Here is a 13,329-nt window from a genome sequence, read left to right as displayed (position 1 = left end):
CTCTTCTGCTCGTCCATCAGGGCCATCAGTAGTTACCGAGCCCACCGCAGACGTTCATGGCCTGGGCGGTGATGGACCCGGCCGGGTCCGACGCGAGGTAGCCGACGAGCCCGGCGACCTCCTCGGGAGTGGAGTAACGGCCGAGCGGGATCTTCGCGTTGAACTTCTCCTGGATCTCCTGCTCGCTCACCCCGTAGTGGCCCGCGTAGCCCTGCCGCACGCGCTGGGCCATCGGCGTCTCGACGTATCCGGGGCAGACGGCGTTGACGGTGATACCGGTCGCGGCGAGTTCCTTGCCGACGGCCTTGGTGAAGCCGATCACTCCGTGCTTGGAGGCGGAGTAGGGCGCGGCGAGCTCGACGCCCTGCTTGCCGCCGGTGGAGGCGATGTTGATGATCCGTCCCCAGGCCCCCTCGCGCATCAGGCCCGTGCTGAGTACTTCCCGGGTGACACGGAAGGTGCCGTTCAGGTTGGTCTCGATCACGTCGTCCCAGAGCGAGTCGGCCAGCTCGGCCGTCACGCCGCCACCGCCGCGGCCCGCGTTGTTGACGAGGATGTCGATGCGGCCGTACTCGGCCACGGCGGCGCGCACGGCCTCCTGGATCTGCGTCAGGGACGTCACGTCGCACACCGTGCCGGCCACCTCGTGGCCCTGTTCGCGCTGTTCCTTGACCATGGCGGCGACGTTCTCCGCGTCACGCGCCACACCGAACACCGCGACACCCTGCCGGGCCAGCAGCTCGGTCACGGCCAGGCCGATCCCGCTGGTCGCACCGGTCACGAAGGCCACTCGTCGTCCCGTGTCTGTCATCGTGCTCTCCCCATCGCTCATGTCGGTCCGGTCCACGTCGGCTCGACGGTGGGCCCGTCGCCTTGCGGGTTTCTCGCACCGGGGTGGAGCCGGCCTGGAGGCCGGCTGTTCGAGCCGTACTCGACACGGGGCCTAGCGGGGCCGGTCAGCTTGGGCGCAATTGGATGCCGTGGCCGGGCGGACACCTGGCCGGAGCGAGGAGGCCCCGTGCCCGAGCAGACGCAGACCCTGCCCGACGTCAGGAAGTCGGTGACCGTGGCGGCGACGCCCGACGAGTGCTTCAAGGTCTTCACCGAGCGCCCGGCGGACTGGTGGCCGCCGAGCCACATCCTGGTGCGCAAGGAGCGGGCCGGCCTCGCCTTCGAAGGGGAAGTGGGCGGCCGCTACTACGAGTGGGACGTGGAGGGCAACGAGATCGCCTGGGGGCGCGTGCTGGAGTGGGAGCCGGGCCGCCGCGTCGTCATGACCTGGCGGATCGACCCCAACTGGCAGTCCCTGCCCACCGACGACGGCGCCAGCCAGATCGAGGTCGACTTCGAGGCCGCCGACGCGGGACACACCCGCGTCTCACTCGCCCACGTCAAGCTGGACCGGCACGGTCCGGGCGCCGAGCGGATCTTCAAGGCGCTCGACGGGCCGAGTCCCGGCGAGACCTTGGAGCTCTTCGCCCGCGCCGTCGCGAACGGGTCCGGATCGTGAGCGTCGACGTCGGCGTGATCGCCGCTCCCGACGCCGCCCCGGCCGTTCCCGACGCCGGGCTCGTCCCCGCCGCCGACCGGCTCCGGCTGCTCGCGGCCCGCCACGCGGCGGACGCGGACACGGGCCGCAGCCTGTCCCGCGAGGTCACCGACGCGATACGGGAGGCCGGGTTCGCCCGGCATTTCGTGGCCGCGCGATTCGGCGGCACGGAGGGTTCGTTCGAAGACCTGACGCGGGCCGTCATCTCCGTCGGCGAGGGCTGCGCCGCCTCCGCGTGGTGTGCCTCGCTCGCCGCGTACTCGGCGCGCTTCGCCGCGCACCTGCCCGAGCAGGGGCACCAGGAGCTGTGGGGCGCGGGGCCCGACACGTTCGTGGCGACCGGCCTGATGCCCGCCGGGCGAGCCAGGCCGGCCGACGGCGGCTGGCGGGTCACCGGCGAGTGGGCCTACGTCAGCGCCGTCGACTTCGCCGACTGGGTGATGGTCTGCGCGGCGGTCGCGGGCGGTGAGGGCCCGCCGCAACTGCGCTTCTTCACCCTGCCGCGGGGCACGTACACCGTGCGCGAGACCTGGGACAGCGTCGGGATGCGGGCGACCGGGAGCCACACCGTCGTGGTCGACGACGTGTTCGTGCCGGCGCATCTGACCCTCGACCGCGCCGACATGCTCACCGGCCGCAACGGCTCCTCCGGCGTGCCCGCCCACAACGTGCCCTTCCAGGCGGTCGGCGGACTCACCTTCATCGCCCCCGTCGTCGGCGCCGCCACCGGCGCGCTCGCCGCCTGTACGGGATCGATCACCGGACGCCGGCGCAACCACACCGCCGAACTCACCGTCGTACGTGCCTCCGGCCGGATCGACGCCGCACGTCACCTCGTGGAGGAGAGCGCCCGGGTCCTCGACCGGCGGCTGTTCACCCCCGAGCACATGGCGCGCAACGAGCGGAACGCCCCCTTCGCCGCCGAGATCCTCCGCGAGGCCGTGACCCTGCTGGTCGGCGCCGCCGGGACCGGCGGCCTCGGCGAGGGCCACGCACTCCAGCGCTTCTGGCGGGACATCACGTCGGCGACGAGTCACGTCGCGCTCCAGTACGACACCGCCGCCCGCAAGAACTACTCGGCGGTGCTGCTCGGCCCTGAGGGCTGATCCTCCGTACAGACGGGAAACGGTCCCGGCCCTTCGGGGGGCCGGGACCGTTCTTCGTCCGGATCCCTCAGGCGTGGACGGCCGGCCTGCCCTGGGCGGTCGAGGGCGTACGGGGGAGCTTCTTGAGGTCGAAGCCCGGCTCCCGGGCCGTCGCCGGTGCCAGCTGCGTGCCGGTGGTCAGCAGCCGGCGGGCGATGCCGTGGTCCGCCGGACGGTTCATGGACTCGACACCGATCAGCCGGCCGGCGCGGAAACAGAGGACGGAGAACCGCCCGCCGTCCGGGTCGCCGACGGTCACGGTCTCGTCGTGGGCGGCCGTCAGACCGGCCATCTGGAGCCGCATCGCGTACTGCTCGGACCAGAACCAGGGCACGGCGGTGTACGCGTACGGCTCGCCACAGATCGCGGCGGCCACGCAGCGCGCCTGGTCGGTGGCGTTCTGGACGGACTCCAGGCGGATGTGCCGGCCGGCGTGCGGGCTGGGGAAGCGGGCGCAGTCACCGACCGCGTAGATGTCCGGGTCCTCCGTCCGCAGCCGCTCGTCCACGACTATGCCGTCGCCGACGACCAGGTCCGCGGTGAGCGCGAGGCGCGTGTCGGGTAGGACGCCGACACCGACCACGACGAGTTCGGCGGCGATCCGCTCGCCGTCCCCCAGCTCCATGACCTGGACCCGGTTCTCCGCGTCGCCGTACAGCGCGGACACCTCGCGGCCCAGCAGCACCCGCACCCCCTGGGCGCGGTGCTCGGCGACGACCCGGGCCGACATGTGGGGCGTCAGCGCGCGGGCCAGCGCCCTCGGCTGGGCCTCGACCACGGTCACCTCGTGGCCGAGGCGACGCGCGGTGGCCGCCACCTCGAGACCGATGAACCCGGCGCCGACCACGACGACGCTGCGGGGCGGCCCGCTGAGCCGCAGCCGCAGGTCCTCCGCGTCGGCCAGGCCGCGCAGCGAGAGCACCCCGGCCAGCGAGGCGCCGGGCACGGGCAGCGTGCGCGGGCGGCAGCCGGTCGCCAGGACCAGCGCGCCGTACGGAAGCCGCAGCCCGGACTCCAGCAGGACCGTGCGCCGCTCCCGGTCGACCGAGGACGCCCGGTCGCCCGACAGAAGCTGGATGTCCTGCGCGGCGTAGAACGACGGCGGGCGCAGCGCGATGTCCGCGGCCGCCGTCGTGCCGGCCAGATAGCCCTTCGACAGGGGCGGGCGGTCGCAGGGGCCGGACGGCTCGTCCCCGACGAGCGTGATCCGGCCCTCGTAGCCGCGGCCGCGCAGGGCCGCCGCCGTGTCGAGGCCGGCCAGGCCCGCGCCGACGACCACCACCGAGTGCGACGCCATCAGCTCTGCGCCTCGGGCAGGTGGACCAGCAGACCGTCCAGGCCCTCGGAGACCGGCAACTGGCAGCTGAGCCTGCTGAACTCGGTGCGCTCGCACGCCGTTCCGTACAGCACGTCGTCCTCGACGGGGTCCATCTCGGGCAGCGGCACGGTGCTCTCCGCGTCGATGAAGACGTGGCAGGTGCCGCACTGCGCGGAGCCGCCGCACTGGGCCTCGATGCCGTCGACGTTGTTGAGCTTCGCCGCGCGCATGACCGTGTTGGGCGCCTCGACGTCGAGGATGGTGACGGTGCCGTTCGGATGCTTGTAGGTGATCTTGGCCATGGTGAGCTCTCCTAATGGAATATCGGCCATCCGTGCGGAGGTACCGCACGGACTGTGGCGAGACGCCCTGCAATCGCGGTGGAGGAACTCTCGACCGCCTGTGCGGGCTCGACCGGGTCGCTACCGCCGGTCGACCGGTCCGGCGCAGCGTGCCTGCCATGACTGTGACCGAAGGGACCCGGGAGACGGCCGCCGAGCCCGGCAAGGGGGTCGCCGGCCATCGGCTCTCCCTCGTGCTGGCCGCCTGCTGCCTGGGCCAGTTCATGAACGTGCTGGACGCCTCGGTGGTGAACGTGGCCCTGCCCGTCATCTCCGCGGACCTGCACTTCACCCAGCACAACCTGCAACTCGTGAACAACGCCTACACGGTGGTCGTCTGCGGCTTCCTGCTGCTCGGCGGGCGGCTCGCGGACCTGTTCGGCCAGCGCCGGATCTTCGCGTGCGGGGTCGCTCTGTTCACGCTGGCCAGCCTCGTCGGGGGAGCCGCGGACGCCCCGGTCACCCTGGTCCTCGCCCGCGCCTTCCAAGGGCTCGGAGCCGCGGTCATGGCACCCGCCACCCTCACCGTCCTCGGCACGACGTTCACCGAACCGGCCGCCCGCGCACGGGCGTTCGGCTGGTGGAGCGCGGTCTCGGGAGCCGCGGGCGCGATCGGTGTGCTGGCCGGCGGCGTGATCATCGAGTGGTTCTCCTGGCGCTGGATCTTCCTGGTGAACGTCCCGATCGGGCTCGTGCTGTTCGCCGCCGTCCGCTGGGTGGTCCCGGAAACCCGCCCCCGCCGGACGGGCCGGGGCAGCGGCCTCGACCTGCCCGGCGCGGTGACCGTCACCCTCGGCCTGATGTCCGCCGTCTACGGTGTCTCCCAGTACGCCGCGCACGGCTGGGGTTCGCCACGGGTCCTTGGTCCGCTGCTGGCCGGGGCGCTCCTGATCACCGCGTTCCTGGTGATCCAGGCGAGGTTCGCCCGGCATCCCCTGGTGCCGCTCGGCATCTTCCGGAACCGGTCGGTCGCCGCCGCCAACCTCGTGGCCTTCTTCGGCATCGCCGCCCTCTTCAGCACCTTCTACTTCTTCACGCTGGTCCTCCAACAGGTCCTCGGCTACAGCCCGTTGCACACCGGGCTCAGCTACCTCCCGCTCTCCGTCGGCATGGCCCTGGGCGGCTGGGGGATCGCGCCCCTCGTGCCGAGGGCCGGCCCGCGCCCGATCCTGCTCGGCGGCCTCACCCTCGCCGCGGGCGCCCTGTTCTGGCTGTCCTCCGTGGACGCGGGCGCCGACTACCTCGGCGACGTGCTCGGACCCTGTGTCCTGCTCGGATCGGGGATGGGCGCGGTGCTCAACGCCACGACGAACGCCGCCACCGCCGGGCTCGCCCCCCATCAGGCCGGCCTGGCCTCCGGGCTCCTCAACACCACCCGCCAACTCGGCAGCGCCGTCGGCCTGGTGACCCTGGCCGCGCTGTCCGCGGCCCGCATCGACGCCCGGACCGGGGCCGGCGCGAGTGCCGTCGACGCCAGGGCGGCCGGCTACGGCCTGGCTCTCACCGGCGCAGCCCTGTTCGCCGTCGCGGGGTTCGTCGCCGCGCTCTTCGTTCCGGTCCGCAAGCAGTCCCGTATCCCTCAAGGCGACACCGGCACTCCTCGAGGCGACACCGAAAAGGCTGCCGTCTGACGAGACGGAGGGGCAATGCGCCTGGGCCGCCGACCGCTTCCGCGGTCGGCGGCCCAGGCGTGGTCGGCTGGACTCACCACTTCACGGGCAGTTCCCACAGCCCGTAGATCACGGCCCCCTCCTTGCGGGGTATCTCCAGGAAGGGCTTGGCGAGTTCGAGGGTGGGGATGCGCTGGAACAGCTTGCTCCACACGATCTCCAGCTCCAGGCGGGCGAGGTCCGCGCCGATGCAGTGGTGCACGCCGTGCCCGAAGCCGAGGTGCTTGCGGCTGCCGCGGGTGATGTCGAGCTTCTCCGGCTCGGGGAAGACCTCCGGGTCACGGTTGGCCGCGAGACCGAGGCACAGGATGCCGTCGCCCTTGCGGATGACCTGGCCGCCGATCTCGATGTCCTCCAGGGCGACGCGGGGCACCGCCGTGTCACCGATCGTCGCGTACCGCACCAGCTCCTCGACGGCCGGCTTGACCAACGACGGGTCGGACAACAGGAGTTGAAGCTGATCGGGGTTCTCCAGGAGGCAGGCGGTACCGAGCGAGATCTGGCTGGCGGTGGTCTCGTGGCCGCCGTTCATCAGCAGCCGCACCATGTTGAACAGATCGCGGTCGGTGTACTCCTCGCCGGACGCCTCGTAGTCGGCCATCGCGCGGCTCAGCAGATCCTCGCCGGGCTCGCGCTTCTTCAGCTGGATGAGGTCGTTGACGTACTCGTTCACCTCGACGATGGCCGCCTGCCGCTCCTCCGTGGAGCTGTGGCCGCCGAGCAGCGCCGTGCCGTGCTTGATGAAGAACTCGTGCCGGTCCTGCGGGATCCCGAGGAGTTCGCAGATGACCGTCATGGGCACCGACAGCGAGAACGCGTGGTGGAAGTCCACGACCGGCGTCATCGCGAGGAGCTTGTCGAGGTGGTCGTCGACGATCTCCTCGATCCGCGGCCGCAGCCGCCGCACCTGCCGGCTGGTGAACGTCAGAGCGGCCTTGCGGCGGGTGTCGCTGTGCTCCTTGCCGTCGTACCCGATGAACGACGTCTCGGTGCGGTACTCCGGCGGAGCGATGAAGTAGAAGGGGAAGTTGTCATGCTTGCGGGACGCGCTGACCCGCGGGTCGGTGAGCAGGCGGCGGATGGTCTCATAACCGGCGACCGTCCATATCCGCAGGCCGGATCCCCTGAGCGTGACCTGGGAGACGTCCTTCTCGACGATCTCCCCGTACTCCTTCGGGGGCGTGAACGGGCACTGGCGCGCGTAGGGAAAGGGTTTGGCCTCCGACTCTGCGGCGCCCTGCTCCGTGGCACTGGTGGTCACAGTGAATCCTTCCTCCTGGGGGAGTTTCCTCATGAAGAACCGGACAGACAGCAGTTCCCGGAGCACGCTGCCAGCGCGCGCTCGGGCACAGGTGGAGTCGCCGCCGCCCGCGCTCCAGCCGGGCGCGAGAGGGGATCCGGCGCGGCTCCCTAGCCTCACGGCATGGGCATAACGACAAGTGAGGGGCGGTCCGGGGGGACCGGCCCGCTGAGCGGGCTGCGGGTGGTCGAACTGGCGGCGATCGGGCCGGTGCCCTTCGCCTGCATGATCCTCGCCGATCTCGGCGCCGAGGTGATCCGGGTCGACCGGGCCGACGGCCGGCGCTCCTTCGAGCAGTGGCACCAGGAACTCGACCGGGGCCGGCACCGCATCGCCCTGGACCTGAAGAGCCCGGACGACGTCGCGGAGCTCCTGAGTCTTGTGGAGAGCTCCGACGTCCTGGTCGAGGGCTTCCGGCCGGGCGTGGCGGAGCGGCTCGGCATCGGGCCCGAGGTGTGCCTGGAACGCAACCCGGCGCTGGTGTACGCCCGGATGACGGGCTGGGGCCAGGACGGGCCGCTCGCCACGGCCCCCGGACACGACATCAACTACCTCGCCCTGACCGGCGCTCTGTACGCGATCGGCGAGTCCGGCGGCCCGCCCGTCGTCCCGGTGAACTTCCTGGGGGACTTCGGGGGCGGCTCGATGTTCCTGCTCGCCGGCGTCCTCGCGGCCCTGTACGAACGCCGGTCGACCGGAGCCGGCCGGGTCGTCGACGCGGCGATCGTGGACGGAGTCGGTGCGATGCTCGGCATGCTCGTCGGCATGGGGTCGGCCGGACAGTGGCAGCACGAGCGCGGCACGAACCTGCTCGACGGCGGCGCCCCGTTCTACACCTGCTACGCGTGCGCCGACGGAGGATACGTCGCGGTCGGCGCACTAGAGGAGCGCTTCTACGCGGCGCTGGTCCACGGCCTCGAACTCGACGCGGCGGCGCTGCCCGACCGCGACGACCCGCGTAACTGGCCCGCTGTGCGACGGGAGTTCGCGAACCGCTTCGCCGGCGCGACCCGGGACCACTGGGCGCAGCTGTTCGAGGGGACCGAGGCGTGTGTGACGCCGGTGCTGAGCGCCGCCGAGGCCGCCTCGCATCCGCACCACCAGGCACGCGGCAGCGGTCCCGCCGCGGTGGCCCCGCGCTTCAGCCACGCGCCCGCCCAGCACCACTGACGACGGGCGTCTCCGGTCCCGCCGCGCGGTCCATCACCGCTCGAGCCGTTCTCCGGTCCGCCGCCGGACGGTGGGGTGACCATCCGGAGGCCGGTATCACCGGCGCATACAGGACAAGGGAGGGGCGATGGCCGAGCAGAGCTTCCAGCTCTACGACACGACCCTGCGCGACGGCGCCCAGCAGGAAGGCATGGTGCTGACGGTCGAGGACAAGCTCGCCGTCGCACGTGAGCTCGACGGACTCGGTGTCGGCTTCATCGAGGGCGGCTGGCCCGGGGCCGTACCCCGGGACACCGAGTTCTTCCGCAGGGCCCGCACCGAACTCGACCTGAAGCACGCCGTCCTCGCCGCGTTCGGGGCCACCCGCAGGCCCGGCGTACCGGCCCCCGTCGACCCGCAGGTACGGGCCCTGCTCGCGGCCGAGACCCCCGTGGTGACCCTCGTCGCCAAGAGCCACACGGGCCATGTGCGCGACGCGCTGCGCACCACCCTCGCGGAGAACCTCTCCATGATCGGCGGCACGGTGCGTCACCTGGTGCACGCCGGGCGGCGGGTCTTCGTCGACGCGGAGCACTACTTCGACGGCTATCAGCTCAACCGCGAGTACGCCCTCGCCGTCGTCCGTACCGCGGCCGAGGCCGGCGCGGAGACCGTCGTCCTGTGCGACACCAACGGCGGCTCCCTGCCCGACGAGGTGGCGGCCGTAGTCGCCGAGACCCGCGCCCTGACCGGCGTACAGCTCGGCATCCACTGCCACAACGACACCGGCTGCGCCGTCGCCAACACCATGGCGGCGGTGGACGCCGGTGCCGTCCAGGCCCAGGGAACTGCCCATGGCTACGGCGAACGGTGCGGCAACGCGGACCTGTTCACCGTCATCGCCAACCTCGTACTCAAGCGCGGCCGCGAGGTCGTCCCGCTGGAGCGGCTGGCGGGCCTGGCCGCGACCGGCCGGGCCATCGCCGAACTGACCGAGCTGCCCGGCAGCGGCGCCGCGCCCTACATCGGCGAGTCGGCGTTCACGCACAAGGCCGGACTGCACGCCTCGGCGCTGCGGGTCGACCCCGACCTCTACCAGCACACCCGGCCGGCGCTGGTCGGCAACGCGATGCGCACGCTCGTCTCCGACATGGGCGGCCGCTCCTCCATCGAGCTCAAGGCGCGCGAGCTGGGCTACGACGTCGAGGCGGGGTCCGACGAAGTGGCCCGCGCCGCGACCCGCGTCAAGGAACTGGAGAACGCCGGCTACAGCTTCGAGTCCGCCGACGCCTCGTTCGAGCTGCTGCTGCGCGAGGAGCTCACGGGCGCCCCGCGGCTCCACCCGTTCGAGGTCGAGTCGTGGTCCGTCAGCGTTCTTGGTGTCTTGGGGGCGCACGGCGACGAGGTCCGCACCGAGGCCACCGTGCGCCTGTCCGTCCAGGGCCGGGCCATCACCGCGACCGGACACGGCAACGGCCCGGTCAACGCGCTCGACACCGCGCTGCACGCCGCTCTCGACCCCTGCTTCCCGGCCCTGTCCCGGCTCGAACTGGTCGACTACCGGGTTCGTGTGCTCAGCGGCGAGACCGGCAGCAGCGCCGACGCCCGCGTCCTCGTCTCCTACCAGGCAGGCAGCCGCCGCTGGGGCACCGTCGGCGTCGGCCCGAACACGACCGCGGCCAGCTGGCACGCGCTTCTCGACGCCGTCCACTACGTCCTGCTCGACGAACCGCCGGGCCAGGCCCCGGACGCGCCCGCCCACCGTGTCATGGCCTCGGTCCAACCGATCCGCCCCTGACCTGCCTTGGAGAGACTGTGCGTCTGGAAGACGTCTACATACGGGGGACCTCCACACGGCTTCCCACCCGCCTCAAGATCGCCGAAGCCGTCGCCTCCGGGGCCTGCCCGCCCCGGACGGCCGCGGCCACCGGCATGGAGTCGGTGGCCTACTCGCCCGACGAGTCGGCTGCCGAAATGGCCGCGGCCGCCGCACACACCGCTCTGAGCCGGGCCGATACGCACGGCGGCGACGTGGATCTCCTGCTGCACGCGGACACCTACCACCAGGGCCAGGACCTCTGGCCGGTCGCCTCGTACATCCAGCGCGAGGCACTCGGCAACACCTGCCAGGCCGTCGAGATACGGCAGATGTCCAACGGCGGGCTCGCCGCACTCGACCTGGCGAGCGCCTACCTCACCGCGGGCCACGGCCACAGCGACGCCCTCATCACCACCGCCGACCGCTTCTGCGCCCCCGGCATCGACCGCTGGAACACCGACCCCGGAACGCCCTACGCGGACGGCGCCACCTCGCTGGTGCTCTCCCGGCGCGGCGGCTACGCCCGCCTCGTCTCGCTCGCGCTGCACGCGGACCCCGACCTGGAGCCGCTGCACCGCGGCGACGACCCCTTCACCAAGGCCCCGTTCGGCCACCGCATCCCCGTCGACTTCGAGGCGGCCAAGCGCGCCTTCGTGGGCCGTGCCGGAATGTCGTACGCCATCTCCCGGGCGCACAACGGCCAGCAGACGGTGATCAAACAGGCGCTGGCCGACGCCGGATCCGAACTCGCGGAGGCCGACTGGGTGGTACTGCCGCACTTCGGCCGGCGGCGCCTGGCGTCGATCTACTACAAGCCGTTCGGCATCGACCCCGCGCGCACCACCTGGGACTACAGCCGCACCGTCGGGCATCTCGGCGCGGGCGACCAGTTCGCCGGCCTCGACCACCTGACCGTCTCGGGGCGCGCGGCGCCCGGTGACCGGGTCGTCCTGGTCAGCGTCGGCGCCGGTTACAGCTGGGGCTGCGCCGTGCTCGACATCCTCGAACGCCCCGACTGGGCCCAGTAGTTGACCGCGGGTCCACCGGTTCTCCAGCCCCGCTCGATCACCTCATGCCAACCTTGTGATCCGCCCTGGAGCGGACAGTCCGAAGGGAATTGCCGTGGCGCCGACCACCACCACGTCCGAGACCGCAGCGCTCCACGTCACGGAGCACTCCATCACCGTGGCCGCGTCTCCCGCCGCCGTGTACGCGCTGGTGGCCGATGTCGCCGAGTGGCCGCAGGTGTTCGGCCCCACCGTGCACGTCGAGGTGCTCGAGGAGGCCCCCGCCGAAGGCGGCGAGCAGCTCCTGCGCATCTGGGCCGTCGCCGGTGACAAGGTGCGCACCTGGACCTCACGACGGGTCCTGGACCCGGCGGCCCGCACCATCACCTTCCGCCAGGTGGTCACCGCCGCCCCCGTCGCCGAGATGGGCGGTGAGTGGCGCGTCCGGGAACTGGAGGACGGCACCACCCGCGTCACGCTGCTGCACGACTACCGTGCCGTCGACGGCGACCCGGCCGCGGAGGAACTCATCGAGAAGGCCGTCGACGGCAACAGCCGCGCCGAGCTCCTCGCCCTCAAGAACACCGCCGAGCTCGCCGACGCGCGCGAGGAACTCCACTTCACCTTCAGCGACTCCGAGACCGTCTTCGGCGCGGCCGGCGACGTCTTCGCCTTCCTGGACCGCGCCGACCTGTGGCCGCAGCGGCTGCCGCACGTGGCCCGCCTCGACCTCACCGAGGACGAGGCCGGCATCCAGCACATGGACATGGACACCGCGAGCCCGGACGGATCGACGCACAACACCACCTCGGTCCGCGTCTGCTTCGAGGACCGCAAGGTCATCGTCTACAAGCAGCTCAGGGTGCCGGTCGCGATGAGCGGTCACACCGGCCGCTGGGTGATCGAATCGCTGGGAGACGGCAGCGTCCGGGCCACGTCGTGGCACACCGTGACCCTGGACCCGGGGGGTGTACGCACCGCGCTGGGCCCCGACGCCACGCTCGCCGAGGCCCGCGCCCTGGTGCGCAAGGCGCTCGGGACCAACAGCTCCACCACGTTGCGTCATGCCAAGCAGTTCGCGGAGGAAGCGCGTGCACATTCGTAGTAAAGACACACCGCTCACGGTGGTCAACCGGTTCGAGGTCAAGGGCGACACCGCATGGTTCGAGCACGAGTTCCGGGACCACTCCCAGTACCTGCGCAGACGGGAGGGCTTCGACTTCCTCGTGACCGTCCAGCTCGTCGAACGCCCTGACGTGTACGTCCACCTCGGGCACTGGCGGACGATGCGGGGCTTCCTCGACACCGTCCACGACGACACCTTCCAGACCCACGTCAAGAATCTCGGTCCGCTCGTCAACACCGAGGTGGACCAGGCCGTGAGCGTGGGGCGGGTGCTCAAGGAGAACGCCGTCGTGGGAGCGGAGAACGTCATCCTGACCCAGGCCAGGAGCTTGGGCGCCACGTCGTCCTCGTTCGAGCGGCTGTTCGCCGAGACCAATGAGCACTTCGACCGGCTCGGCGGCTTCGGAGGCAGCGATCTGCTGCGCTCGACGCTCCGTCCCGACACCTACACGGCCATCCAGTGGTGGCGGGACACCGCGGACTGCGAGCGGGCCCTGGCCGACAGCGGTCACCGTGCGCTGACCGAGCAGATGCGCCGCACGGCGGACGTCGAGGTGGTACGGGGCCGGCACGTGGCGTACGAACGCGTCGTCGCCTGACACGAGCGGCACTCCACCCGCACCGGAGCCGAGGGCCATCAGGTCCTCGGCTCCGGTGCGTCCGGGGCACGAGCACGCTTCTAGCGGGTGCGCGCACAGTGTCCTCATGGTGAACCAGATGCGTATCACTGTGGTCCGCGGCCTGCCCGACGAGGCCGAGCTGGCGGCTGTGACCGCCGTGCTGCTCGCCCTCGTGCGGCGCGCGGGTGAGCCCGACGACGAGACCAAGGCCGCCTACGCGGGCTGGACCGTCAAGGGCGGCGGCCACGTGCCCCGCGCCATCGGGGACACGCCGTGAACGCGAGTT

At 71.8% G+C, this 13,329-nt stretch carries 13 protein-coding genes; 9 read left to right on the top strand and 4 right to left on the bottom strand.

Annotation, left to right across the window (positions count from 1 at the left end):
- Window positions 1-25: 25 nt before the first annotated feature.
- Window positions 26-811: an SDR family NAD(P)-dependent oxidoreductase gene (locus OG758_RS17065; protein WP_326710813.1), complete on the bottom strand. Its 786-nt coding sequence runs from the start codon at window positions 809-811 to the stop codon at window positions 26-28.
- Between the two features lie 207 nt (window positions 812-1,018).
- On the opposite strand from OG758_RS17065, the gene OG758_RS17060 reads away from it, so the two are divergent.
- Window positions 1,019-1,510: an SRPBCC family protein gene (locus OG758_RS17060; RefSeq protein WP_326710812.1), complete on the top strand. Its 492-nt coding sequence runs from the start codon at window positions 1,019-1,021 to the stop codon at window positions 1,508-1,510.
- Complete coding sequence (locus OG758_RS17055; RefSeq protein WP_326710811.1) at window positions 1,507-2,655, top strand: hydrolase; 1,149 nt, start codon at window positions 1,507-1,509, stop codon at window positions 2,653-2,655. The genes OG758_RS17060 and OG758_RS17055 overlap by 4 nt, the downstream gene beginning before the upstream one ends.
- 67 nt (window positions 2,656-2,722) lie before the next feature.
- Here the strand turns inward: OG758_RS17055 and OG758_RS17050 are convergent, their stop codons facing one another.
- Both OG758_RS17050 and OG758_RS17045 read right to left on the bottom strand, forming a co-directional pair.
- Window positions 2,723-3,991, bottom strand: a complete 1,269-nt coding sequence (locus OG758_RS17050; protein WP_326710810.1) for an NAD(P)/FAD-dependent oxidoreductase — start codon at window positions 3,989-3,991, stop codon at window positions 2,723-2,725.
- The gene (locus tag OG758_RS17045) at window positions 3,991-4,314 is read right to left on the bottom strand and encodes a 2Fe-2S iron-sulfur cluster-binding protein (RefSeq protein ID WP_326710809.1); all 324 of its coding nucleotides are present in this window, start codon (window positions 4,312-4,314) and stop codon (window positions 3,991-3,993) included. Before OG758_RS17045 ends, OG758_RS17050 begins: the two co-directional genes overlap by 1 nt.
- 158 nt (window positions 4,315-4,472) lie before the next feature.
- Here OG758_RS17045 and OG758_RS17040 point away from each other — a divergent pair, with 158 nt between their 5' ends.
- Entirely contained in the window at window positions 4,473-5,984 is a 1,512-nt protein-coding gene (locus tag OG758_RS17040) for an MFS transporter (protein ID WP_326710808.1), read from the top strand.
- A gap of 73 nt (window positions 5,985-6,057) precedes the next feature.
- Here the strand turns inward: OG758_RS17040 and OG758_RS17035 are convergent, their stop codons facing one another.
- The gene (locus OG758_RS17035) at window positions 6,058-7,284 is read right to left on the bottom strand and encodes a cytochrome P450 (protein ID WP_326710807.1); all 1,227 of its coding nucleotides are present in this window, start codon (window positions 7,282-7,284) and stop codon (window positions 6,058-6,060) included.
- Between the two features lie 162 nt (window positions 7,285-7,446).
- On the opposite strand from OG758_RS17035, the gene OG758_RS17030 reads away from it, so the two are divergent.
- From OG758_RS17030 to OG758_RS17005, 6 genes are all read left to right on the top strand, one after another.
- Complete coding sequence (locus OG758_RS17030) at window positions 7,447-8,493, top strand: CaiB/BaiF CoA transferase family protein (RefSeq protein ID WP_326710806.1); 1,047 nt, start codon at window positions 7,447-7,449, stop codon at window positions 8,491-8,493.
- Window positions 8,494-8,620: 127 nt separating this feature from the next.
- Window positions 8,621-10,270, top strand: a complete 1,650-nt coding sequence (gene cimA, locus OG758_RS17025; protein WP_326710805.1) for a citramalate synthase — start codon at window positions 8,621-8,623, stop codon at window positions 10,268-10,270.
- Between the two features lie 17 nt (window positions 10,271-10,287).
- Window positions 10,288-11,319 (top strand): ketoacyl-ACP synthase III family protein, encoded by a 1,032-nt coding sequence (locus OG758_RS17020; protein WP_326710804.1) that lies wholly within the window; start codon window positions 10,288-10,290, stop codon window positions 11,317-11,319.
- A gap of 94 nt (window positions 11,320-11,413) precedes the next feature.
- Window positions 11,414-12,403, top strand: a complete 990-nt coding sequence (locus OG758_RS17015; RefSeq protein WP_326710803.1) for an aromatase/cyclase — start codon at window positions 11,414-11,416, stop codon at window positions 12,401-12,403.
- Window positions 12,390-13,022, top strand: a complete 633-nt coding sequence (locus OG758_RS17010) for an antibiotic biosynthesis monooxygenase family protein (protein ID WP_326710802.1) — start codon at window positions 12,390-12,392, stop codon at window positions 13,020-13,022. Before OG758_RS17015 ends, OG758_RS17010 begins: the two co-directional genes overlap by 14 nt.
- Window positions 13,023-13,140: 118 nt before the next feature.
- Window positions 13,141-13,320, top strand: coding sequence for an acyl-CoA carboxylase subunit epsilon (locus tag OG758_RS17005; RefSeq protein WP_326710801.1), 180 nt, complete (start codon window positions 13,141-13,143; stop codon window positions 13,318-13,320).
- The last annotated feature ends 9 nt before the right edge of the window (window positions 13,321-13,329 follow it).

The organism is Streptomyces sp. NBC_01474 (assembly GCF_035918215.1).
Lineage (GTDB): Bacteria > Actinomycetota > Actinomycetes > Streptomycetales > Streptomycetaceae > Streptomyces > Streptomyces aureus.
The sequence above is the reverse complement of the archived record's forward strand: the minus strand, read 5'-3'. Positions and strand labels throughout refer to the sequence as shown.

Excerpts from the sequence above, each read along its gene's own strand:
- OG758_RS17065 (WP_326710813.1), bottom strand. The coding sequence starts at position 811 with ATGACAGACACGGGACGACGAGTGGCCTTCGTGACCGGTGCGACCAGC.
- OG758_RS17050 (WP_326710810.1), bottom strand. The coding sequence starts at position 3,991 with ATGGCGTCGCACTCGGTGGTGGTCGTCGGCGCGGGCCTGGCCGGCCTC.
- OG758_RS17045 (WP_326710809.1), bottom strand. The coding sequence starts at position 4,314 with ATGGCCAAGATCACCTACAAGCATCCGAACGGCACCGTCACCATCCTC.
- OG758_RS17040 (WP_326710808.1), top strand. The coding sequence starts at position 4,473 with ATGACTGTGACCGAAGGGACCCGGGAGACGGCCGCCGAGCCCGGCAAG.
- OG758_RS17030 (WP_326710806.1), top strand. The coding sequence starts at position 7,447 with ATGGGCATAACGACAAGTGAGGGGCGGTCCGGGGGGACCGGCCCGCTG.
- cimA (WP_326710805.1), top strand. The coding sequence starts at position 8,621 with ATGGCCGAGCAGAGCTTCCAGCTCTACGACACGACCCTGCGCGACGGC.
- OG758_RS17005 (WP_326710801.1), top strand. The coding sequence starts at position 13,141 with ATGCGTATCACTGTGGTCCGCGGCCTGCCCGACGAGGCCGAGCTGGCG.